The following is a 20,503-nucleotide window of genomic DNA, read 5'->3' as shown; positions in this document are numbered from 1 at the left end:
CTGCATGACCACCACCGTCTACGGCCTGAAGAACTGTGACACCTGCAAGAAGGCCACCAAGTGGCTGGATCGCTTCGGTGTGGCGTACACCTTCGTTGACTACCGCGACAACAAGCCCAGCCCGGAAACGCTGCTGCAATGGGCCGCGCAGCTGGGCGGCCTGGCCGCGATGGTCAACAGGTCGTCCACTACCTGGCGGCAGCTGCCGGACAACCGCAAGGCCGCCGATTCGGACGCCGAGTGGAAGCTGCTGCTGCGCGAATACCCGCAGCTGATCAAACGTCCGCTGGTGGTCACCGCCGACGGCACGGTCAGCCAGGGCTTCAGTGACAACGGCTTCAACGCGCGCTTCGGCGTGGGCGGCGCGTGAGCGCCGTCCTGGACCTGGCCTGCGCGCTGATCGCGCGGCCGTCGGTCACCCCCGACGATGCCGGTTGCCAGACGCTGCTGGGCGATCGCCTGGCCGCCGCCGGCTTCCACTGCGAGCACCTGCGCCTGGGCGAGGTCGACAATCTGTGGGCCACCCACGGCAGTGGCGCGCCGGTACTGGTGCTGCTGGGCCACACCGATGTGGTGCCGCCGGGCCCGTGCGAGGCCTGGCAGAGCGACCCGTTCGTGCCGCAGATCCGCGAGGGCGTGCTGTACGGGCGTGGCGCGGCCGACATGAAGGGCAGCGTGGCCGCGTTCGTGGTGGCTGCCGAGCAGTTCGTTGCCGCCCATCCCGACCATCCCGGCACGCTGGCCGTGCTGCTGACCAGCGATGAGGAAGGCGATGCCATCGATGGCGTGCGCCACGTCGCGCGTCTGTTCGCCGAACGCGGGCAGCGCATCGACTGGTGCATCACCGGCGAGCCGTCGTCCACCGCCACCCTGGGCGACCTGCTGCGCGTGGGTCGACGCGGCAGCCTGTCGGCGAAGCTGCAGGTGCAGGGCGTGCAAGGGCACGTGGCCTACCCGGACAAGGCGCGCAACCCGATCCACCAGGCCGCACCGGCGCTGGCCGAACTGAGTGCGCGGCGCTGGGACGAGGGCTATGAGAGCTTCCCGCCAACCAGCCTGCAGATCTCCAACATCCATGCCGGTACCGGTGCCAACAACGTGATTCCCGGCGTGCTGGAGGTGGATTTCAACATCCGCTACAACCCACACTGGGACGCGCCGAAGCTGGAAGCAGAAATCAGCGCGCTGCTGGACCGCCACGGCCTGCAGTACAGCCTGAAGTGGCACCGCAGCGGCGAGCCGTTCTACACCCCCGAAGGTACCCTGCGCGCCACCGCGCGCGCGGTGCTGGCCGAGCACATCGGCCGGGCGCCGGAAGAAAGCACCGGTGGCGGTACGTCGGATGCACGTTTCATCGCGCCGCTGGGCGCACAGTGCATCGAAGTGGGGCCGGTGAATGCCAGCATCCACCAGGTGGACGAGAACGTGCGCGTGGACGAGCTGGACGCGTTGCCCGGGCTGTACCAGCGCCTGCTGGAACGACTGCTGGCCTGATCCAGCGCCTGCACTGGCCGGTGCCCGTTGGCGGGCGCCGGCCCGGTGTCACACCCCGGTCACGTCAGCCCACGATCAAACCGAACGCGGCCATGGCCGCTGCCGCCTGCGCATGCGAGATGCGCGCCTTGCGGAAGTGCTTGGCGTCCATCACGTTCAGGCCGCTGATATCGGTATCGCGCAGGTCGGCGCCATCGAAGCGCGCCAAGCGCGCCTGCACGTTGCGCAGGCTGCCGCCCTCGAACACTGCATCGCGGAAGTCGCAGCCGGCGACATCGGCTTCGGAAAAATCATTGCCGCACAACGTCGACTTGCGGAATGACAGCCCGCGCAGGTCGGCGCTGACCAGCAGGCAATCGCGGAACGACAGCAGCCAGCCACCGGCTTCCTGCAGCTGCGCGCCGGTCAGCTTGCAGCCCAGGAACTGCACCGACGACAGCGTCGAGCGCCGCCAGTGACTGTTGTTCAGATCGCAGTGTTCGAAGCGCGAATCGCTCAGCTGCGCCGAGGTGAAATCCGCACCTGCGCCACGGCAGCGGCTCCACTGCGTTTCCTCCAGCGATGCCGCCAGCCACTGCGAACCGGCCACTGCACACTGATCGAACTGGAACCCGTCCATGTCCAGGCGGGAAAAATCGCCGTGCTCGAACGAACATTCGTCGAAGCGTGCCGCGCGCGGATGGGCGGCGACAATCGCCTGCATGCGCGCGCGGTCGATGGTTTCTCCATGGAAACGCGCCGGGGCCATGTGTACTGCCGTTGTTTCAAGCCAAGCTCCATTTTCGCCAACTCTGCGGCGCAGGTGCAGTCTTGTGATGCCGGCGTGGCTGTGTACAGCGCCGCCGTTATTCCGAAAAGTTGAACATCGGCGGCTCCACCGCACGCTGCCAGTACGACGGTGCGGCCATGTAGAACTGTTGTGCTTCGGCGCGCGCGAACCAGACCGCGGCGGCATCGCGGTCGCGCGGCACGCCCGGCGCGCCGCGGCCCAGCAGCAGCCCGGCGAAGTACTGGCCAAACACATTGCCGTGCTCGCCGGCCTGCTGGTACAGCCGCAGCGCCTGCGCGGGATCACGCGGCATGCCGACGCCGTGTTCCAGAAGGGCACCCAGGTCCACCTGGGCGTCGGCATCGCCACGGGCGGCGCGCTGCTGCAGCTTCACTAGCTGCGGGTGCGGCGTGCCGTCCTGGGTTGCCAGTGCGGCCGGCAGTCCGGATGAGTGTGACGGCAGGCGCTTGTAGACCATCTGCCGCAGGTCCCAGCGCAGCGCCTGCGCGGCGTCGCCACGCTGCCGGTAAGCCTGGGCCAGGTCGGCGAATGCATAGGGATTGCCATGCCGGGCGGCGGCCAGATACCAGCGCTCGCCACGTCGCCACGACGCGCGGATGGGCGGCGCGGTGACCACGTCCGGCGCCGTGCCGTGGCGCAGCGTGCCCTCGCTCCAGATCCGCCCCAGCGCCACTTCGGCCCGGGTGTTCTGGAACGTCCACGGCTGTGCGGCGGCCGCCCGGGCGTACAGGTCCAGCGCACGTGGGTCATTGCGCACCTCGAAGTACCCGGCGGCACTGAAGGCGCTCTCGAAGCGACCATCGCCGGCTTCGCGTTCCCAGGTCGCGGCCAGTGCGGGCGGCGTGCGCGGCGCTGGACTGCTGCAGGCGCCCAGGGCCAGCGCACAGGCCAGGGCGAACAGGTGGGGCGGGGGGCATCCAATGCGGTGCTGCATTCCAGTGGTCGATCCATGGTGGGGGCGCAGTATGCCGTTGCGCGGCTGTCTGCGGCCTGCACTGGTTGCCGACGCAACTGTTGCACCGGTCGGAAAAGCCGGGTAGCTTCAATCCCATGTCGATCCGCCTGGCCACCGCCGTCAATACCAACCGCAATAATCTGCGCGCGAATAATCGTGCGCGGCCGATGCGGGACTGCGCCCTGGGTAGATAGACAGCTTCATACGCCCGGACACCAGAAAACCCGCATCGGTCGATGCGGGTTTTTTTGTGCCCGGGCGCCGCCTGCCCGGGCCTGGTTGGCCGGTCGAACACCTTCCCCCCGTGTAATCCCCCACAACAGGAGCCCTCCCATGTGTTCGATCTTCGGCATCTTCGGCCTGCAGGCCGGTGACGATCTTCCCGCCCTGCGCCGCCACGCGTTGGAACTGTCGCAGCGGCAGCGCCACCGCGGCCCGGACTGGAGCGGGGTGTACCTGGACGACGGCGCACTGCTGGTGCACGAGCGCCTGGCCATCGTCGATCCGGCTGGCGGTTCGCAGCCGCTGCTGTCGGCGGACGGGCAGCTGGCGCTGGCGGTGAACGGCGAAATCTACAACCACCAGGCGCTGAAGGCGGGTCTGACCCAGCCCTACGATTTCCAGACCGGTTCGGACTGCGAAGTGATCAACGCCCTGTACCGGCAGGGTGGCGCGCCGGCGCAGTGGCTGGAGCAGATCAACGGCATCTTTGCCTTCGCCCTGTGGGACCGCGATGCCGGCCGCGTGCTGGTTGCCCGCGATTCGATCGGCGTGGTGCCGCTGTATTGGGGCCACGATGCGCAGGGCCGCTTGCGCGTGGCCTCGGAAATGAAGGCGCTGGTGGACACCTGCGCCGACGTGGCGCAGTTCCCGCCGGGCCATTACTACGACAGCGCCAGCGGCGAACTGGTCCGCTATTACCAGCAACCGTGGCGCGACTACGCCGATGTGGAAGGGCGCCAGGCCGACCTGGCCGAGCTGCGACAGGCCTTCGAACAGGCGGTGGAACGGCAGCTGATGAGCGACGTGCCCTACGGCGTGCTGTTGTCCGGTGGCCTGGATTCGTCGCTGGTGGCGGCGGTGGCCGCACGCTTTGCCCGTCGCCGCATCGAAGATGGCGGCCAGAGCGAAGCCTGGTGGCCGCGCCTGCACTCCTTCGCCATCGGTCTGCAGGGATCGCCGGATCTGGCCGCCGCTGCGGTGGCCGCCGAAGCGCTGGGCACCGTGCACCACGGTTTCGAATACACCTTCGAAGAAGGCCTGGACGTGCTGCCGGAAGTGATCCGCCACATCGAAACCTACGATGTGACCACCATCCGTGCGTCCACCCCGATGTTCCTGCTGGCACGGCGGATCAAGGCGATGGGGGTGAAGATGGTGCTGTCCGGCGAAGGCAGCGATGAAATCTTCGGCGGCTACCTGTACTTCCACAAGGCACCCGATGCGCGCGAATTCCACCAGGAACTGGTGCGCAAGCTCGATGCCCTGCACAACTACGACTGCCTGCGTGCCAACAAGTCGATGATGGCCTGGGGCGTGGAGCCGCGCGTGCCGTTCCTGGACCGCCAGTTCCTGGACGTGGCCATGCGCTTCGACGCCGCCCACAAGATGGTCGGTGCCGGCTTCGGTGGCCGCCGCATCGAGAAAGCGGTGCTGCGCGAGGCCTTCGATGGCTACCTGCCCGACAGCATCCTGTGGCGGCAGAAGGAGCAGTTCAGTGACGGCGTGGGCTACGGCTGGATCGATGGACTGAAGGCGCATGCCGAAGCGCAGGTGAGTGACCGCGTGCTGGCGGCGGCCGACAAGCGCTTCCCGCACAACCCGCCGCAGACCAAGGAGGCGTACTACTACCGCCACCTGTTCGAGCAGTTCTTCCCCAGCCATGCGGCCGCGGAAACCGTGCCGGGCGGCAAGTCCATTGCCTGTTCTTCGCCAGCGGCCATCGCCTGGGATGCCAGCTTCGCCGCCGCCGCCGATCCGTCCGGCCGCGCCATCGCCGGCGTGCATGAACAGGCCCTGGCCTGATCGATGACCGGTAACGCCGGGCCATGCCCGGCGCAAGCACGTATCATCGGCCCCCTGCGCATTGGGGAATGTTCATGGACGTACAGGACGGAGGCCACGCGCCGCCGATGAAATGGGGTTGGCACTACCTGGCGTGGGCCGGTCTGCCGCTGCTGGCCGGCCTGGCGCTGGCGCGCTATGCCGGCCCGGGCGTGCCTGCGGCGGCGGCCAGGGCCGAAGCCGTGGTCGGCGCCGACTGGGCCCATCACCTGACCTCGCCGCTGGGGCTGTTCCTGCTGCAGCTGCTGGTGCTGCTGCTGGTGGCCAAGGGCGCCGGCGCGCTGCTCAAGCGCCTGGGGCAGCCGGCGGTGATCGGTGAGATGGCCGCCGGCCTGATGATGGGGCCGCTGGTGCTGGGCAGTCTGCTGCCGCAGGTCCATGGCCTGCTGTTCCCGGCCGCCTCGCTGGGGCCGCTGGGCATGCTCAGCCAGTTGGGCGTGCTGATGTTCCTGCTGGTGGCCGGTGCCGAACTGGACCTGGGCGCGCTGCGCGGGCGCCGCCGGTTCGCCTTCACCGTCAGCCATGCCGGCATTGCCGTGCCGTTCGTGCTGGGCGTACTGCTGGCGGTGTGGCTGTACCCGCAGCATGGGCCGCAGGGCGTGGGATTCACCGCGTTCGCGCTGTTCGTGGGCGTGTCGATGAGCATTACCGCGTTCCCGGTGCTGCTGCGCATCCTGGCCGACCGTGGCATCACCCACAGCCCGCTGGGGCAGACCGCCATTGCCTGCGCCGCACTGGGCGATGCTACCGCGTGGTGCCTGCTGGCGCTGATCGTGGCCGCCGCGCAGGCCACCGGCTGGCTGACGGCCAGCCTGAACCTGGTCTGCGTGGTGGTGTTCGTGGCGATCATGCTGGGCGTGGTCAAGCCCTGGTTCGCCCGCCAGCAGATCACCGCCGGGCGCGAGGGACGCTGGCTGCTGGGCATCCTGCTGCTGGCCCTGGCCAGCGCACTGGTGACCGAAGTGCTGGGCATCCACGCGTTGTTCGGTGCGTTCGCCGCGGGTGTGGCGGTGTCGTCCAACGAGCAGCTGCGGCACCTGCTGATGGCGCGGGTGGAGCCGTTCGCGGTGACCCTGCTGCTGCCGCTGTTCTTTGCCATGACCGGCCTGCGCATGCGCGCCGATGCGCTGCAGACCCAGGACATCCTGCTGTGCCTGGTGGTGATTGCAGTGGCCACGGCGGGCAAACTGCTGGGTACCTTCAGCGCCGCACGCAGCACCGGCATGCCCAGCCGTGAGGCCTGGCGCCTGGGCGCGCTGATGAACACCCGCGGGTTGATGGAGCTGATCGTGCTGAACCTGGGCTACGAACTGGGCCTGCTGGATGATCGTCTGTTCGCGGTGCTGGTGATCATGGCGCTGGTGACCACCGCGATGACCGGACCGTTGTTGAACCTGATCGAGCGCCGAAAGGCCTGATCCGGTAGCGCCGGGCCATGCCCGGCGAGCGCGCAGCGCGGATGGATCGTGCGCCGCCGGGCATGGGCCGGCGCTACCGTTGCAGATGATGTCAGCGCGCCGGCAGCAGGGTCATCGTGTGCTGCGCGGGGCCGGGCAGGAACGGGGTCGGGCGGCCGTGTACCCAGTCTTCGTGGCCGGCGCCCCAGTACGGCGATAGCGGGTGCCCGCTCTGCCCACCGGGCATGTGCACGATGCCGTCGGCTTCGTGACCGGGCGACACCACCATGCGCTGCGATGCGCCGAAGTCCGGCCCCTGCACACGCGGCATGTCGCGGTCGCCGGGCAGCGGATCGGCCGGCATGCACAGCCAGCGCTGGGCGAAGGCGGGCAGGGCACGTGCCACTGGCTGGCAGATGGCCGCGGTGTTGCGTTCGCCCCAGGTGCGCTGTGGCAGCGGCCCCTGCCGCGACAGGTCGGCCTCCAGGTCGCGCGCGGCCGTGGCCAGCAGGTCGTCCCAGCTGGCCACGCCCGCTGGCAGCAGATTCGCCGGGCGCTGTTCCAGCATCGGCCAGACCACGCCTTCCAGCTGCGCCAGCCGCGGCGGCAGGAAGTCATCGCCCAGGCGCGCCTTGGCCGGGGCCAGCAGGGCGCCCTCCACGGCATCCAGCATCTTGCCGCGGAAGCCGCGGGTGATGCGGTAGCTGACCGAATCCACCGACGCGCGTCCATCCCAGTGCGCGTTGGCTGCATGCAGCCGCTGCAGCGCGGGGTCGCTGCTGTTGGCGGTGATCGCCTGCAGCAGCGCCCACCAGCGCTGCAGGAACACCGCGCGATCATCCAGCTGGATGGCGAGCAGCGCGTGTTCGTCGAAGCGATCGCGCGCGACCAGCAGGTCGCGGATCTGCTGGCCCCGTGCGCCCAGGTCGTAGCCGCCGTTGCCGACGGTGGCCAGTCGTTGTTCGTCCACGACCCGGCTGTTGGCGGTCCACAGCCGATGCTCAGGCGGGTCGATCAGCGCTGGAGCGGCATCGCTGCGGATGCCCCAGGGTGCGCAGTCGGGCGTGTCCAGGTTGTCGTTGAATCCTTGTGGCAGGCAGCCCGGGCCGCGGTCGGGCCGCGCGCCCACCAACCGCCAGGCGATCCGCCCGCTGCGATCGGCAATGACCAGGTTCTGCGCCGGAATGCCGGCGTGGTCGGCCACCTTCAACGCCTGGTCCAGGTTACCGGCGCGGGCCATGTCGGCGAAATCCATGCGCACCGCCCCCGGCAGCTGCGCGACCCAGCGCAGCGCGTCGCCGCTGCCGTCTGCGTGCGTGTGCACGATCGGTCCCCAGGCGGTTTCGCGCACCGGGAAGCGCACGGCCGGTTGGCCGGCCACTTCGATACGTTCCTCGTGCACGGTCACCGCGGCATCGGCCGCTTCGCGGCGGAAGTCGGCCGTATCGATGTAGCTGTTGGTGAAGCCCCAGGCCACGTGCCCGTTGCTGCCGACGATGACGGCCGGTACGCCGGGCAGCGAGAAGCCGCTGATATCGACCTGGCCGCCAGGCGCGGCGGGGTCGGGATAGCGCAGGCGCACACGGAACCACAGCGCCGGCGCGCGCAGGCCCAGATGCATGTCATCGGCCACGATGGCGCGGCCATCAGCGGTGAGGGTGCCATCGACGGCGAAGTTGTTGCTGCCCACCGCATCGGCGTCGGCCGCAGCGGCAGCCGGTGCCGCCTGCAGGCTGCGCAGGTCCAGCTGAGTGGCGTCAGGCAGTGCTGCGTTGCCGCGCGGTTCGCCCAGCAGCGGGGCGTCCCACTGGCTGCCATCGTGGGCCAGCAGCGCGTACAGCGCCGGCGGCACCACCGTGCGGATGCGCGCCAGCGCCAGTTCGTTCTGGTTGGCCGGATCCTGCAGGTCGGCGTACATGGCCAACCCTGCCAGCACGCTGTCGCTGGCCTGCCAGGTCTTTGGTGCCTGGCGCAGCAGCAGGTAGGCCCAGGGCCGCACTGGCAGCGCGTCCAACCCTTCGTTCACCCCTCCCACATAGGCCTGCACCACGGCCGGCTGGCTGCCCAGCGCCTGCGCAAGATGGGCGTCGGTGCGCGCGCGCAGGCGATGCACGCGCATGCGCTTGTCGGCCTCGATCGCGGCTGGTCCGAACAGCGCCGACAGCTCGCCGGCGGCACTGCGCCGCATCAGGTCCATTTCGAAGTAACGTTCCTGCGCGTGCACGCGGCCGAGTGCGCGCATGGCGTCGGCCTGGTTGGCCGCGGTGATGGTGACCACGCCCCGCGCATCGCGCTCCACCCTGACGGCTGCGGACAAGCCGGGCAGGGCGCGTTCGCCGTCCAGCTCGGCCAGGCTGCCACGCAGCAGCAGCCAGATCGCCAGGCTGGCCAATACGCCCAGGGCGAGTACACACCACAACAACCGCAGCAGCCAACGACGCATGGACAGGGGCCTGTGAGCAGGTGAACCCCGATTCTAGCCACCACCGCTGGCCGGGCGCATCGCGAGCGCAACTGCGACTGATTCTGATTAGATCACCGTGATTGCAGATGCGGCACCATGGGCGCCATCGATTCACAGGAGCTCCCCCCATGAAAGGCAATCCGGACGTCATCGCCTGCCTGAAGGAACTGCTGCGCGGCGAACTTGCTGCCCGCGACCAGTACTTCATCCATTCCCGCCGCTACGAGGACCAGGGCCTGTTCGCGCTGTACGAACGCCTGAACCACGAGATGGAAGAGGAGACCCAGCACGCCGATGCCCTGCTGCGCCGCATCCTGTTCCTGGGCGGCGACCCGGACATGCGCCCGCACGCCAGCGAGCCGGGCAAGACCGTGGAAGAGATGCTGCAGAAGGATCTGGATACCGAGTACGCCGTGCGCAACAACCTGGCGGCCGGCATGAAGCTGTGCGAGGAAAACGGCGACTACGTCAGCCGCGACATCCTGCTGGCGCAGCTGAAGGACACCGAAGAAGACCACGCCTGGTGGCTGGAACAGCAGCTGGGCCTGATCAAGCGCATCGGCCTGGAGCTGTACCAGCTGAGCAAGATCGAAAGCGGCGGCGCCCCGGCGCATTGACCCACAGGTGGCGCCGGGCGATGCCCGGCTGCCTCGCTTCATGTAGAGCCGAGCCATGCTCGGCTGCTGTTGGATCCGAGTCGAGCATGGCTCGACTCTACAACGTTCTGTCGCCCGCCAGCACCGGAGCATCGCGCGCCAGCTCTCGCCAGCCAGCCGCTCCACCGCCCGCCAGCCGACAAACGAAAAAGCCGGGGAATGCCCCGGCTTTTTTGTGTCTGCTGGCCGACAAGGCGTGTCAACCAAGGTTGACACCTACCGAAGCAGGGGGCGGGGGCCTGGGGTCAGAGCCCGTTCCGTTGGAACGGGATCCGACCCCCGCGGGCGTCATTCCACCGACAACCCTTCGACCTTCTGCCAGCCACGCGGCAGCAGGTGGCCGCGGGTGGCGCGGGCGCCCAGGTAGGCTTCCAGTTCGTTGAACTTCAGGCCCATGGTGCGCTGGCCGCTGCGCACCTGCAGGGTCTGGCCCGGGCTGATGGCCACCACGGCCACCACGCGCTCGGTGGCGAGCTTGGCCTTGGGGATCTCGATGATCTTGTTGCCCTTGCCCTTGTCCAGTTCCGGCAGATCGCTGGCGGTGATCGCCAGCAGGTTGCCCGAACTGGTGACCGCCACGATGCGGTCGGTGGCCACGTTGGCCACCACCGCCGGGGTCAGCACCGACGAGCCGGCCGACAGGTTCAGCATGGCCTTGCCGGCCTTGTTGCGGCCGATCAGGTTCTCGAAGCGGGTAACGAAGCCATAGCCGTGGGTGGACGCCAGCACGAAGCGGGTGTCCGGCTCGGCGCTGGCCAGAGTGACGAAGCTGGTGCCCGGCGCCGGCGAGAAGCGGCCGGTGAGCGGTTCACCGTTGCCGCGCGCCGAGGGCAGGGTATGCACCGGCGTGGAATAGGCGCGGCCTTCGCTGTCGAGGAAGGCGACCTGCTGGGTGCTGCGCGCGCGTACCGCGCCCTGCAGGGCGTCGCCATCGCGGTAGGACAGGGCGGACGCATCGACGTCGTGGCCCTTGGCGGCACGGATCCAGCCCTTCTCCGACAGCACAACGGTCATCGGCTCGCTGGGCACCAGCTCGGTTTCATCGATGGCCTGCGCGGCCTGGCGCTGCACCAGCGGCGAACGCCGAGCATCGCCGAACTTCTTGGCGTCGGCCTGCAGCTCGTCGCGGATCAGCTTCTTCAGCTTGGCCTTGCTGTCGAGGATGGCGAGGATCTTCTCGCGCTCCTTGGCCAGCTCGTCCTGCTCGCCGCGGATCTTCATTTCTTCCAGGCGGGCCAGCTGCTTCAGCTTGGTTTCCAGGATGTACTCGGCCTGGTCTTCGGACAGGCCGAAGCGCGCGATCAGCGCCGCCTTCGGTTCGTCCTCGGTACGGATGATGTGGATCACCTCGTCCAGGTTCAGGAATGCCACCAGCAGGCCTTCCAGCAGGTGCAGGCGGCGCTCGACCTTCTGCAGGCGGTGCTGCAGGCGGCGGGTGACGGTGCTGCTGCGGAACGCCAGCCACTCGCTCAGCAGCGTCTTCAGGTTCTTCACCTGCGGACGCCCGTCCAGGCCGATCACGTTGAGGTTGACGCGGTAGCTGCGCTCCATGTCGGTGGTGGCGAACAGGTGGCCCATCAGTTGTTCGGCGTCCACGCGGTTCGAGCGCGGCACCAGCACCACGCGCACCGGGTTGGCGTGGTCGGATTCATCGCGGATGTCTTCCAGCCACGGCAGCTTCTTGGCGCGCATCTGCGCGGCGATCTGTTCGATCACCTTCGACGGCGACACCTGGAACGGCAGCGCGGTCACCACGATGTTGTTGGCTTCCTTGGTGAAGGTCGCACGCGCACGCACGCTGCCGTTGCCGGTTTCGTACATGTTCCGCAGATCGTTGGCCGCGGTGATGATCTCGGCGTTGGACGGATAGTCCGGGCCCTTCACGTGTTCGCACAGGTCGCGCACGCTGGCGTCGGGGTCATCCAGCAGGTGCAGCAGGGCGCTGACGATCTCATTGAGGTTGTGCGGCGGCACGTCGGTGGCCATGCCCACGGCAATGCCGGTGGTGCCGTTCAACAGCAGGTGCGGCAGCCGCGCCGGCATCCAGGTCGGTTCCTGCAGGGTGCCGTCGAAGTTCGGCGCCCAGTCGGTGGTGCCCTGGCCCAGTTCGCCCAGCAGCACTTCGGCGATCGGGGTCAGCTTGGATTCGGTGTAGCGCATCGCCGCGAACGACTTCGGGTCGTCGCTGGAACCGAAGTTGCCCTGGCCTTCGATCAGCGGGTAGCGGTACGAGAACGGCTGCGCCATCAGCACCAGCGCCTCGTAGCAGGCGCTGTCGCCATGCGGGTGGTACTTACCGATGACGTCACCGACGGTACGCGCGGACTTCTTCGGCTTGGACGCGGCATTCAGGCCCAGCTCGCTCATCGAATAGATGATGCGGCGCTGCACCGGCTTCAGGCCGTCGCCGATGAACGGCAGGGCGCGGTCCAGGACCACGTACATGGAGTAGTCGAGGTAAGCGCGTTCGGCGTACTCGCGCAGCGGCAGTTGTTCGAAACCGTGGAACACGGGGCGGGCAAGTTCGGTCATGCGGCGTTGTTACCTATGTCGGGAGGCGAAGACGGCGGTCGGCGCTCTCAATACGCTGATTATCCGGATGCGGCGGGGGATGCCAAGCCGCGCGCGGGGTCCAGGGTGGATTCCAAGCCGTTGCCCACCCGGGCCAGGTAGCGCCCGGGGGGCAGGCCGAAGTGGCGGCGGAACACGGTGACGAAGGCGCTGGCGCTGCTGAAGCCCAGTGCGTGGGCGATGTCGGCCACGCTGTGGCCTTCGCTCAGGCGGCGCAGGGCTTCGGCCAGGCGCGCCTGCTGCCGCCATTGGGCGAAGCTGAGGGTGGTTTCGTCGCGGAAGTGGCGGGTCAGGCTGCGCGGCGACAGCCCGGCCCAGTGTGCCCAGTCGGCCAGGCTGCGCTCGTCGGACGGCTCGGCCAGCAGCTGCGAGGCGATCTTCAGCAGGCGCCGGTCGCGCGGCATCGGCAGGTGCATGCGCTGGCGCGGCGCGTTGCGGATCTCGTCCAGCATCACCTGGATGATGTGGCGGCGGTCCTCGCTGCCGTCGTATTCCAGCGACCATTCACAGATGCGCTCGGCCACCGCCTGGGCCAGACGGGACAGGCCCAGCACGCACGGGTCGGCCGGCAGGTCTGCGCACAGGGGCGCGGCCAGGGCCATGCCCCAGCCACGCATCGGCCCGTCCAGGCTGACCGTATGCGCTTCCAGCGGCGGCATCCAGCCGGCCGAGCCCGGCGCCAGCGACCAGGTGCCGTGCGAGGTGCGGGTGGTCAGCAGGCCGCGTTCCACGCAGATCAGCTGCGCCCGCGCGTGGTGGTGCCAGTCCACTTCGCGGGCCAGCCCCTGCGGGCTGTCGAAGCGGAAGGCGATGATCGGCGGGCCGTCGTTGCGCTCGAACCAGTCCAGCGCCACCTCGCGCAGCAGGGTAGGCGGGCCCGGTTCACCGGCGTTCAGGCGGGACGGGGGTGGCTGGAAAGTGACATTCATTGGCTGGATTGTACTACCGGGCCAGTCCGGAGGCCCATTAAGGTGTGCGCCTTCATCGAATCCAGCCCATTGCTGCAACACAGCATTTGATGCCAGATCGAATATTTCCATTGAGAAATATTTTTTTTGGAAGAAAATGCTCTCCCATGATCTGTCCTCCCTCGACCCCTGCCGGCTTCGGCCCCCCCAGCTTTGGCCTGCTGCTGCGCCAGGTGCGCGACGGCCTGGTCCGCCAGCTCGACGCGTCCATGGCCGAAGAAGACCTGGGCATCGGCTTCACCCATTACATCGGCCTGAAGCTGCTGGCCCGCATGGCGCCGTGCACGGCCAACGAGCTGGCCCAGGCCATCGACCAGGTGCCCAGCGCGGTGACCCGCCTGCTGGACAAGCTGGAAGCGCTGGGCTGCGTGCGCCGCGAGCCGCACGCGCAGGACCGCCGGGCCCTGCAGATCGTGCTGACCGATGAAGGCCGCGCCCTGTGGGCACGGCTGCAGAAGCGCGGCGACGCGGTGATGGATTTCGCCCTGCGCGATCTGTCCGCCGACGAGCGCGCGCTGTTGTTGTCCCTCCTGACCCGTATCCGCGATTCCCTGACGACCCCATGAACCCGATCCCGTCTCTTACTCTCCGCCGGTCCGGGCGTGCGCTGCTGGTATCCGCGCTGGCCCTGGCCCTGGCCGCCTGCGCCAGCAGCCGCGGCCTGACCCCGCAGGGCCACGTCCTGGACGTGGGCAGCCTGCACAGCGAACGCACCCTGGCCGACAGCGACCTGAGCGCGGCCGGCTTCCCCGCCCAGGACTGGTGGAAGGCCTTCGGTGACGCGCAGCTGGACGCGCTGATTGCCGAAGGGCTGGCCAGCCATCCCAGCCTGGACGCCGCCGACGCGCGCCTGCGCCAGGCGCAGTCGCAGGTCGGCACCGCACGCGCTGATCGCCTGCCCAGTCTGTCCGTGTCCGGTGGCTACACCGGCGTGCGCCTGCCCGAATCGATGGCCGGCGATGAAGTGGGCGGCCATTACGGTGGCAGCGGCCAGGTTGCCTTCGATTTCAGCTACGGCATCGACCTGTGGGGCGGCAAGCGCGCCGCCTGGGAAGCGGCCGTGGATGGCGCACACGCGGCCACCGTCGACGCGCAGGCCGCGCGCCTGAACCTGTCCACCGGTATTGCCCAGGCCTACGCCGAACTGGCCTATGCGTGGCAGCTCAACGATGTGGCCGAGGAAGAACTGGCGCGTTCGCAGAAGTCGCTGGAGCTGACCCGTCAGCGCCGCCGTGCCGGCATCGACAGCGACCTGCAGGTGCGCCAGGCCGAGGCCCGCGTGCCGGCCGCGCAGCAGCAGCTGCAGGCCGCCCAGCAGCGCATCGACGCCGGCCGCACCGCACTGGCCGCGCTGGTCGGCAAGGGCCCGGACCGCGGCCTGTCGATCGAACGCCCGCAGCCGCTGAACCCGCTCGCCCTGCAGTTGCCGGGCGTGCTGCCCAGCGAACTGCTGGGCCGTCGCCCGGACATCGTCGCCGCGCGCTGGCGCGTGGAAGCGGCCGACAAGCAGATCAAGGTGGCCAAGACCAAGTTCTACCCGAGCTTCAACCTGACCGCGCTGGCCGGCGTGGTCGCGCCCAACGTGGGTGACCTGCTGCAGAGCAGCTCCACCTTCGCCTACATCGGCCCGGCGCTGAGCATGCCGATCTTCGAAGGCGGCAAGCTGCGCGCGAACCTGGCCAACACCGATGCGCAGTACGACCTGGCCGTAGCCAACTACAACCAGGCCGTGCTGGACGCGCTGCGCGACGTGGCCGACCAGGTCAACGCGGTGCGCTCGCTGGGCCAGCAGGCGCAGTCGCAGCAGCAGGCGGTGGATACCGCGCGTGCTGCCTTCGATATCGCCCAGCAGCGCTACCGCGCCGGCATCGGCAGCTACCTGGACGTGCTGAGCGCGCAGTCCATCCTGCTGCAATCGCAGCAGCAGCTGGCCGGCCTGCAGTCGCAGCAGGTGCAGACCTCGGTGCGCCTGAGCAAGGCGCTGGGTGGTGGTTTTCAGCCCAGCGACACCGACCGCGCACCGATCGCCTCCCATTCCGATTCCTCGCATTCCTGAAGATTCCTGCCATGAGCCAGACCCAGACTCCTGCGGCACCCGCCGCCCCCAACCGCCGCGGCAACCTGCTGCGCGGCCTGTTCGTGATCGTCGTGCTGCTGCTTGCCGCACTGGCGCTGTGGTACTTCATGTTCGGTCGTTGGTTCGAAGAAACCGACGATGCCTACGTGCAGGGCAACCTGGTGCAGATCACCCCGCTGGTGCCCGGCACCGTGGTCGCCATCAATGCCGATGACGGCATGCGCGTGGAGCGCGGCCAGCTGCTGGTGCAGCTGGACCCGGCCGACACCTCGGTGGCGCTGCAGCAGGCCGAAGCCAACCTGGCCAAGACCGTGCGCCAGACCCGTGGCCTGTACCGCAGCGTGGAAGGTGCCCAGGCGGATTTGAACGCGCGCCAGGTGACCCTGAAGCGCGTGCGCGAAGACTTCGCCCGCCGCAAGGACCTGGCCGCCACCGGCGCCATTTCCAATGAAGAACTGGCCCATGCCCGCGACGAGCTGGCTGCCGCCGAAGCGGCCGTGGCCGGTTCGCGCGAGACCGTCGAGCGCAACCGCGCGCTGGTCGATGACACCGTGATCGCCACCCAGCCGGACGTGCAGGCGGCCGCCGCAGAGCTGCGCCAGGCCTTCCTCAACAACGCCCGCGCCGGCATCGTCGCGCCGGTCACCGGCTACGTTGCCCGCCGTTCGGTGCAGGTGGGCCAGCGCGTGCAGCCGGGCAACGCCCTGATGGCCGTGGTGCCGACCGAACAGATGTGGGTGGAAGCCAACTTCAAGGAAACCCAGCTGCGCCACATGCGCCTGGGCCAGGAAGTAGAGCTGAAGTCGGACCTGTATGCCGGTGATGTGAAGTACACCGGCCGCATCCAGAGCCTGGGCCTGGGCACCGGTTCGGCGTTCTCGCTGCTGCCGGCGCAGAATGCCAGCGGCAACTGGATCAAGATCGTGCAGCGCGTGCCGGTGCGCATTGCCATCGACGCCAAGCAGCTGGCCGAACACCCGCTGCGCATTGGCCTGTCGATGAAGGCTGAAGTGAGCCTGCGCGACCAGAAGGGTGAAGTGCTGCCGACCGCTGCCGCCAAGGGCACCGTGTTCGACACCGATGTGTATGCCAAGCAGTTGCGCGATGCCGACGAGGTGATCCACACGATCATCCAGGGCAACCTGCCGCAGCAGGCCAAGGCGAGCTGAGGTCGGCCATGTCCGCACAAGCTCCAGCCGCGCCCGGAACGCCGGGCGCACCGGCGGCGCCGGGTGCGGCCGCCGGATTCCTGCCGCCCAGCGTGGCCCTGTGCACCGTGGGCCTGGCGATGGCCTCGTTCATGCAGGTGCTCGACACCACCATTGCCAACGTCTCGCTGCCCACCATCGCCGGCAACCTCGGCGCCAGTTCGCAGCAGGCCACCTGGGTCATCACCTCGTTCGCGGTCAGCACGGCCATCGCGCTGCCGCTGACCGGTTGGCTCAGCCGCCGCTTCGGCGAGCGCAAGCTGTTCATCTGGGCCACGCTGGCTTTCGTCATCACTTCGCTGCTGTGCGGCCTGGCGCAGAGCATGGGCATGCTGGTGGTCTCGCGTGCGCTGCAGGGCTTCGTGGCCGGCCCGATGTACCCGATCACCCAGTCGCTGCTGGTGTCGATCTATCCACGCGAGAAACGCGGGCAGGCGCTTGCCCTGCTGGCGATGATCACCGTGGTGGCGCCGATCTGCGGCCCGATCCTGGGCGGCTGGATCACCGACAACTACAGCTGGGAATGGATCTTCCTTATCAACGTGCCGCTGGGTATCTTCGCCGCGCTGGTGGTGGGCAACCAGTTGAAGGGGCGCCCGGAGCAGATTGAAAAGCCGAAGATGGACTACGTCGGCCTGGTCACCCTGGTGATTGGCGTGGGCGCGCTGCAGCTGGTGCTGGATCTGGGCAACGACGAAGACTGGTTCGCGTCGACCAAGATCGTGGTGCTGGCCTGCGTGGCCGTGGTGGCGCTGGCGGTGTTCCTGATCTGGGAACTGACCGACAAGGACCCGATCGTCGACCTGAAGCTGTTCCGCCACCGCAACTTCCGTGCCGGTACGCTGGCGATGGTGGTGGCCTACGCGGCGTTCTTCAGCGTGTCGCTGCTGATCCCGCAATGGCTGCAGCGTGACATGGGCTACACCGCCATCTGGGCGGGCCTGGCCACGGCGCCGATCGGCATCCTGCCGGTGATCATGACCCCGTTCGTCGGCAAGTACGCCTCGCGCTTCGACATGCGCATGATCGCTTCGTTCGCGTTCGTGTTCCTGTCCTTCACCAGCTTCCTGCGGTCCAACTTCAACCTGCAGGTGGACTACGCGCATGTGGCTGGCGTGCAGCTGATCATGGGTATTGGCGTGGCGCTGTTCTTCATGCCTGTGCTGCAGATCCTGCTGTCGGACCTGGACGGTCGCGAGATCGCGGCGGGCTCTGGCCTGGCCACCTTCCTGCGTACGCTGGGTGGCAGCTTCGCCGCATCGTTGACCACCTGGCTGTGGGCGCGGCGTACCCAGGTGCACCACGCCGACCTGACCGAACACATCTCGGCCTACCAGCCGGGCATGCAGGACCAGGTGACCGCGATGGGGCAGGGCGACCTGCAGCATGGCGCCGCGGTGCTCAACAACATGATCAACCACCAGGCCTCGCAGATGGCGTTCAACGACATCTTCTACCTGCTGGGCTGGACCTTCCTGGCGATCATCGCCTTCCTGTGGCTGGCCAAGCCGCCGTTTGGCGCCGGCGCCGGTGCCGCGTCTGCCGGTGGGCATTGATCGTTCAGTGCCGTTGAAATGCAAAGACCCCGCCGCAAGGCGGGGTTTTTGTTTGCACCGCATCCACGCATGGCGTGGATCTACTGCGGGCGCGTCGGCGTGTCGGTAGATCCACGCCATGCGTGGATGGATCCCGCGCCGTGCAATCGTCAAACCCCGGAAACGAAAAAACCCGCTTTCGCGGGTTTGATCATCTTGAGTCATGGTGCCCAGGAGAGGACTCGAACCTCCACGGTTTTACCCGCTAGTACCTGAAACTAGTGCGTCTACCAATTCCGCCACCTGGGCGACTCAGGAGAGAAATTGTGCGGTAAGCACGCCGATGTGTCAACACAATTTCACACTTATTTTTCAGTGCGAACGCCCAGGTGCTGCAGCAGGCTGCGCATCGGCGCCGACAGTGCCTGCGCGTCGGCGAAGCACACGCACAGGCGGCGCTGTGCCCAGGCATCGTCGAGTGGCACGGCAACGGTGCCGGTGCGGCGTCGGTGCTGCTGGGCCAGCGTGCGCGGCATGATGCCTACGCCGATGCCATGGCCGACCATCGTGCACAGCCCTTCGAAGGTTTTCATGCGGATGCGCACATCCAGCACGCGACCGGCCGCGGCGGCCAGTTCTTCGATGTAGGTCTGCAGGGCGTTGCCGTCGGCCAGCGCGACGAAGGTTTCACCCAGCACATCGGCGAAGCAGACGCTGCGCCGTCGAGCAAAGCGATGGTGGCCGGGCAGCAGCATCACCAACGGATCTTCGGCCACCACATGGCGCTGTAGTCCTTCGGCCGGCACCGCGTCGCTGATGATGCCGGCTTCGGCCTGGCCGGCGCCGAGCGCGCGCACGATTTCGGTGCTGGTGCGTTCGTGCAGTTCCACCCGCAACCGCGGCCGCTGGGCCAGCCACGGTGCCAGGCGAGCGGGCAGGTAGTTGGTCAGTGCGGCCGTGTTGGCGTACAGGTGCAGGGTGCCGCGCGCACCGTGCGCGAACGCCTGCAGTTCGCCGCGCAGCTGCGCCTGCTGCTGCAGGATCAGGCGTGCATGGTGGGCGAGGGCGGCACCGGCTTCGGTCAGGCTGACACCGCGTGGGTGGCGCGTCAGCAGGGGGCTGCCGGCATCGGCTTCGATCGCGCGCAGGCGTTCGCTGGCCGAGGCCAGGGCCAGGTTCGCCTGTGCCGCGCCGGAGGTGATGCTGCCTGCATCGGCTACGGCCAGGAACAGGCGCAGATCGGCAATGTCCAGTCGCATGGAAGGAGCCTCGGTGCGGGCCTGCCTTCGGGTGGTCCGAAGGCTTCGACCGCAAAGCCGCATTGTGCGCCGTTGCCAGGGCCGATCCAATGGCGGCATGAACGAGATGATGTACTTCTATGGGTTGCTGGTGGTGGTGTTCGTGCTGGCCGGCGTGGTCAAGGGTGTGACCGGCATGGGCCTGCCGACGGTAGCGATGGGCTTGCTGGGCGGCGCCTTGTCGCCGGTGGCGGCCGCATCGATGCTGTTCATTCCGACCTTCGTGACCAATGCCTGGCAGCTGTTGTCCGGTCCATCGCTGGGCCATACCGTGCGGCGGTTGTGGCCGATGATGCTGGCGGTGGTGGTGGTGACGCTGGGCTCGGCGGCGCTGCTGGTGCGGGTTGACCGTGATCTCTCGCGCATGGCGCTGGGCGTGGCGTTGGTGGTGTATGCGCTGTACGCCCTGGTCGCGCCGGTGTTCCATGTACCGCAGCGGCGCGAGCGCTGGCTGGGGCCGCTGGTCGGGGCGATTTCCGGCGTGGTGACCGGTGCCACCGGCGTATTCGTGATGCCGGCCGTGCCCTACCTGCAGTCGCTGGGCCTGCAGCGCGACGAACTGGTGCAGGCGCTGGGCCTGGCGTTCACCGTATCGACGATTTCGCTGACCACGGGCCTGGTGCTGCATGGCGCCTTTGGCGTGCAGCAGCTGGGTATGAGTGCGTTGGCGGTGGTGCCGGCGCTGGCGGGCATGTGGCTGGGGCAGGTGATCCGGCAGCGCATCAGTGCACGGGTGTTCCGCGCGTGCTTCCTGGGGTTCCTTTTGCTGCTGGGGTTGGAGCTGGTGCTGCGGCCGTTGTTCTGATGTTTTGGTAGAGTCGAGCCATGCTCGACTGCACCGATTTGTAGAGTCGAGCTTGCTCGACTGATTCCATGTAGAGCAGTCGAGCAAGCTCGACTCTACGGGGCGGCTTGGCCCGGATCGCGGGCATGAAAAAACCCGCTTTCGCGGGTCTTTTTCATTCTCGACGTGGTGCCCAGGAGAGGACTCGAACCTCCACGGTTTTACCCGCTAGTACCTGAAAC

General features: G+C 68.2%; 16 protein-coding genes and 1 tRNA gene. 10 read left to right on the top strand and 7 right to left on the bottom strand.

Annotation, left to right across the window (positions count from 1 at the left end):
• Positions 1 to 4 precede the first annotated feature (4 nt).
• Both RTY46_RS00085 and dapE read left to right on the top strand, forming a co-directional pair.
• Positions 5 to 370: an arsenate reductase gene (locus tag RTY46_RS00085; protein WP_312706092.1), complete on the top strand. Its 366-nt coding sequence runs from the start codon at positions 5 to 7 to the stop codon at positions 368 to 370.
• Positions 367 to 1,494, top strand: a complete 1,128-nt coding sequence (dapE, locus tag RTY46_RS00080; protein WP_312706091.1) for a succinyl-diaminopimelate desuccinylase — start codon at positions 367 to 369, stop codon at positions 1,492 to 1,494. The genes RTY46_RS00085 and dapE overlap by 4 nt, the downstream gene beginning before the upstream one ends.
• Before the next feature lie 64 nt (positions 1,495 to 1,558).
• On the opposite strand, the gene RTY46_RS00075 is transcribed toward dapE, so the two are convergent.
• Positions 1,559 to 2,242, bottom strand: coding sequence for a pentapeptide repeat-containing protein (locus RTY46_RS00075; protein ID WP_312706090.1), 684 nt, complete (start codon positions 2,240 to 2,242; stop codon positions 1,559 to 1,561).
• A 97-nt stretch (positions 2,243 to 2,339) separates the two neighbouring features.
• Positions 2,340 to 3,218 carry a tetratricopeptide repeat protein gene (locus tag RTY46_RS00070; protein WP_312706089.1) on the bottom strand — a complete coding sequence of 293 codons (879 nt, stop codon included), beginning with the start codon at positions 3,216 to 3,218 and terminating at the stop codon, positions 2,340 to 2,342.
• Between the two features lie 354 nt (positions 3,219 to 3,572).
• Here RTY46_RS00070 and asnB point away from each other — a divergent pair, with 354 nt between their 5' ends.
• Both asnB and RTY46_RS00060 read left to right on the top strand, forming a co-directional pair.
• Complete coding sequence (gene asnB, locus RTY46_RS00065; protein ID WP_312706088.1) at positions 3,573 to 5,264, top strand: asparagine synthase B; 1,692 nt, start codon at positions 3,573 to 3,575, stop codon at positions 5,262 to 5,264.
• 68 nt (positions 5,265 to 5,332) lie between these two features.
• On the top strand, positions 5,333 to 6,721 hold the full coding sequence (locus tag RTY46_RS00060) for a cation:proton antiporter (RefSeq protein ID WP_312706087.1): 1,389 nt from the start codon (positions 5,333 to 5,335) through the stop codon (positions 6,719 to 6,721).
• Positions 6,722 to 6,812: 91 nt separating this feature from the next.
• Here the strand turns inward: RTY46_RS00060 and RTY46_RS00055 are convergent, their stop codons facing one another.
• Positions 6,813 to 9,143 (bottom strand): penicillin acylase family protein, encoded by a 2,331-nt coding sequence (locus RTY46_RS00055; RefSeq protein ID WP_312706086.1) that lies wholly within the window; start codon positions 9,141 to 9,143, stop codon positions 6,813 to 6,815.
• 149 nt (positions 9,144 to 9,292) lie between these two features.
• On the opposite strand from RTY46_RS00055, the gene bfr reads away from it, so the two are divergent.
• Complete coding sequence (gene bfr, locus RTY46_RS00050; protein ID WP_108749081.1) at positions 9,293 to 9,781, top strand: bacterioferritin; 489 nt, start codon at positions 9,293 to 9,295, stop codon at positions 9,779 to 9,781.
• Between the two features lie 327 nt (positions 9,782 to 10,108).
• Here the strand turns inward: bfr and parC are convergent, their stop codons facing one another.
• Entirely contained in the window at positions 10,109 to 12,352 is a 2,244-nt protein-coding gene (gene parC / locus RTY46_RS00045) for a DNA topoisomerase IV subunit A (RefSeq protein ID WP_312706085.1), read from the bottom strand.
• Positions 12,353 to 12,411: 59 nt separating this feature from the next.
• On the bottom strand, positions 12,412 to 13,320 hold the full coding sequence (locus RTY46_RS00040; protein WP_312706084.1) for a helix-turn-helix transcriptional regulator: 909 nt from the start codon (positions 13,318 to 13,320) through the stop codon (positions 12,412 to 12,414).
• Positions 13,321 to 13,466: 146 nt separating this feature from the next.
• Here RTY46_RS00040 and RTY46_RS00035 point away from each other — a divergent pair, with 146 nt between their 5' ends.
• From RTY46_RS00035 to emrB, 4 genes are read left to right on the top strand one after another with little or no spacing between them, the layout of a single operon-like run.
• Positions 13,467 to 13,925, top strand: coding sequence for a MarR family transcriptional regulator (locus RTY46_RS00035; protein ID WP_312706083.1), 459 nt, complete (start codon positions 13,467 to 13,469; stop codon positions 13,923 to 13,925).
• Complete coding sequence (emrC, locus tag RTY46_RS00030) at positions 13,922 to 15,415, top strand: multidrug efflux transporter outer membrane subunit EmrC (RefSeq protein WP_312706082.1); 1,494 nt, start codon at positions 13,922 to 13,924, stop codon at positions 15,413 to 15,415. The genes RTY46_RS00035 and emrC overlap by 4 nt, the downstream gene beginning before the upstream one ends.
• An 11-nt stretch (positions 15,416 to 15,426) precedes the next feature.
• The gene (gene emrA, locus RTY46_RS00025; protein ID WP_312706081.1) at positions 15,427 to 16,605 is read left to right on the top strand and encodes a multidrug efflux MFS transporter periplasmic adaptor subunit EmrA; all 1,179 of its coding nucleotides are present in this window, start codon (positions 15,427 to 15,429) and stop codon (positions 16,603 to 16,605) included.
• Between the two features lie 8 nt (positions 16,606 to 16,613).
• Entirely contained in the window at positions 16,614 to 18,200 is a 1,587-nt protein-coding gene (gene emrB, locus RTY46_RS00020; protein WP_312706080.1) for a multidrug efflux MFS transporter permease subunit EmrB, read from the top strand.
• Positions 18,201 to 18,403: 203 nt separating this feature from the next.
• Here emrB and RTY46_RS00015 read toward each other — a convergent pair.
• Both RTY46_RS00015 and RTY46_RS00010 read right to left on the bottom strand, forming a co-directional pair.
• Positions 18,404 to 18,488: transfer RNA gene (locus RTY46_RS00015), tRNA-Leu, on the bottom strand.
• A 56-nt stretch (positions 18,489 to 18,544) separates the two neighbouring features.
• Positions 18,545 to 19,438: a LysR substrate-binding domain-containing protein gene (locus RTY46_RS00010; RefSeq protein ID WP_312706079.1), complete on the bottom strand. Its 894-nt coding sequence runs from the start codon at positions 19,436 to 19,438 to the stop codon at positions 18,545 to 18,547.
• 97 nt (positions 19,439 to 19,535) lie between these two features.
• Between RTY46_RS00010 and RTY46_RS00005 the strand changes: the two genes are divergently transcribed.
• The gene (locus RTY46_RS00005; protein ID WP_312706078.1) at positions 19,536 to 20,282 is read left to right on the top strand and encodes a sulfite exporter TauE/SafE family protein; all 747 of its coding nucleotides are present in this window, start codon (positions 19,536 to 19,538) and stop codon (positions 20,280 to 20,282) included.
• The last annotated feature ends 221 nt before the right edge of the window (positions 20,283 to 20,503 follow it).

This window comes from Stenotrophomonas sp. (assembly GCF_032056425.1).
Taxonomy (GTDB): Bacteria; Pseudomonadota; Gammaproteobacteria; order Xanthomonadales; family Xanthomonadaceae; genus Stenotrophomonas.
The sequence above is the reverse complement of the archived record's forward strand: the minus strand, read 5'-3'. Positions and strand labels throughout refer to the sequence as shown.

Coding starts and splice junctions, on each gene's coding strand:
- RTY46_RS00085 (WP_312706092.1), top strand. CDS start 5: ATGACCACCACCGTCTACGGCCTGAAGAACTGTGACACCTGCAAGAAG.
- RTY46_RS00075 (WP_312706090.1), bottom strand. CDS start 2,242: ATGGCCCCGGCGCGTTTCCATGGAGAAACCATCGACCGCGCGCGCATG.
- RTY46_RS00070 (WP_312706089.1), bottom strand. CDS start 3,218: ATGCAGCACCGCATTGGATGCCCCCCGCCCCACCTGTTCGCCCTGGCC.
- asnB (WP_312706088.1), top strand. CDS start 3,573: ATGTGTTCGATCTTCGGCATCTTCGGCCTGCAGGCCGGTGACGATCTT.
- RTY46_RS00060 (WP_312706087.1), top strand. CDS start 5,333: ATGTTCATGGACGTACAGGACGGAGGCCACGCGCCGCCGATGAAATGG.
- RTY46_RS00055 (WP_312706086.1), bottom strand. CDS start 9,143: ATGCGTCGTTGGCTGCTGCGGTTGTTGTGGTGTGTACTCGCCCTGGGC.
- bfr (WP_108749081.1), top strand. CDS start 9,293: ATGAAAGGCAATCCGGACGTCATCGCCTGCCTGAAGGAACTGCTGCGC.
- parC (WP_312706085.1), bottom strand. CDS start 12,352: ATGACCGAACTTGCCCGCCCCGTGTTCCACGGTTTCGAACAACTGCCG.
- RTY46_RS00040 (WP_312706084.1), bottom strand. CDS start 13,320: ATGAATGTCACTTTCCAGCCACCCCCGTCCCGCCTGAACGCCGGTGAA.
- RTY46_RS00035 (WP_312706083.1), top strand. CDS start 13,467: ATGATCTGTCCTCCCTCGACCCCTGCCGGCTTCGGCCCCCCCAGCTTT.
- emrC (WP_312706082.1), top strand. CDS start 13,922: ATGAACCCGATCCCGTCTCTTACTCTCCGCCGGTCCGGGCGTGCGCTG.
- emrA (WP_312706081.1), top strand. CDS start 15,427: ATGAGCCAGACCCAGACTCCTGCGGCACCCGCCGCCCCCAACCGCCGC.
- emrB (WP_312706080.1), top strand. CDS start 16,614: ATGTCCGCACAAGCTCCAGCCGCGCCCGGAACGCCGGGCGCACCGGCG.
- RTY46_RS00010 (WP_312706079.1), bottom strand. CDS start 19,438: ATGCGACTGGACATTGCCGATCTGCGCCTGTTCCTGGCCGTAGCCGAT.
- RTY46_RS00005 (WP_312706078.1), top strand. CDS start 19,536: ATGAACGAGATGATGTACTTCTATGGGTTGCTGGTGGTGGTGTTCGTG.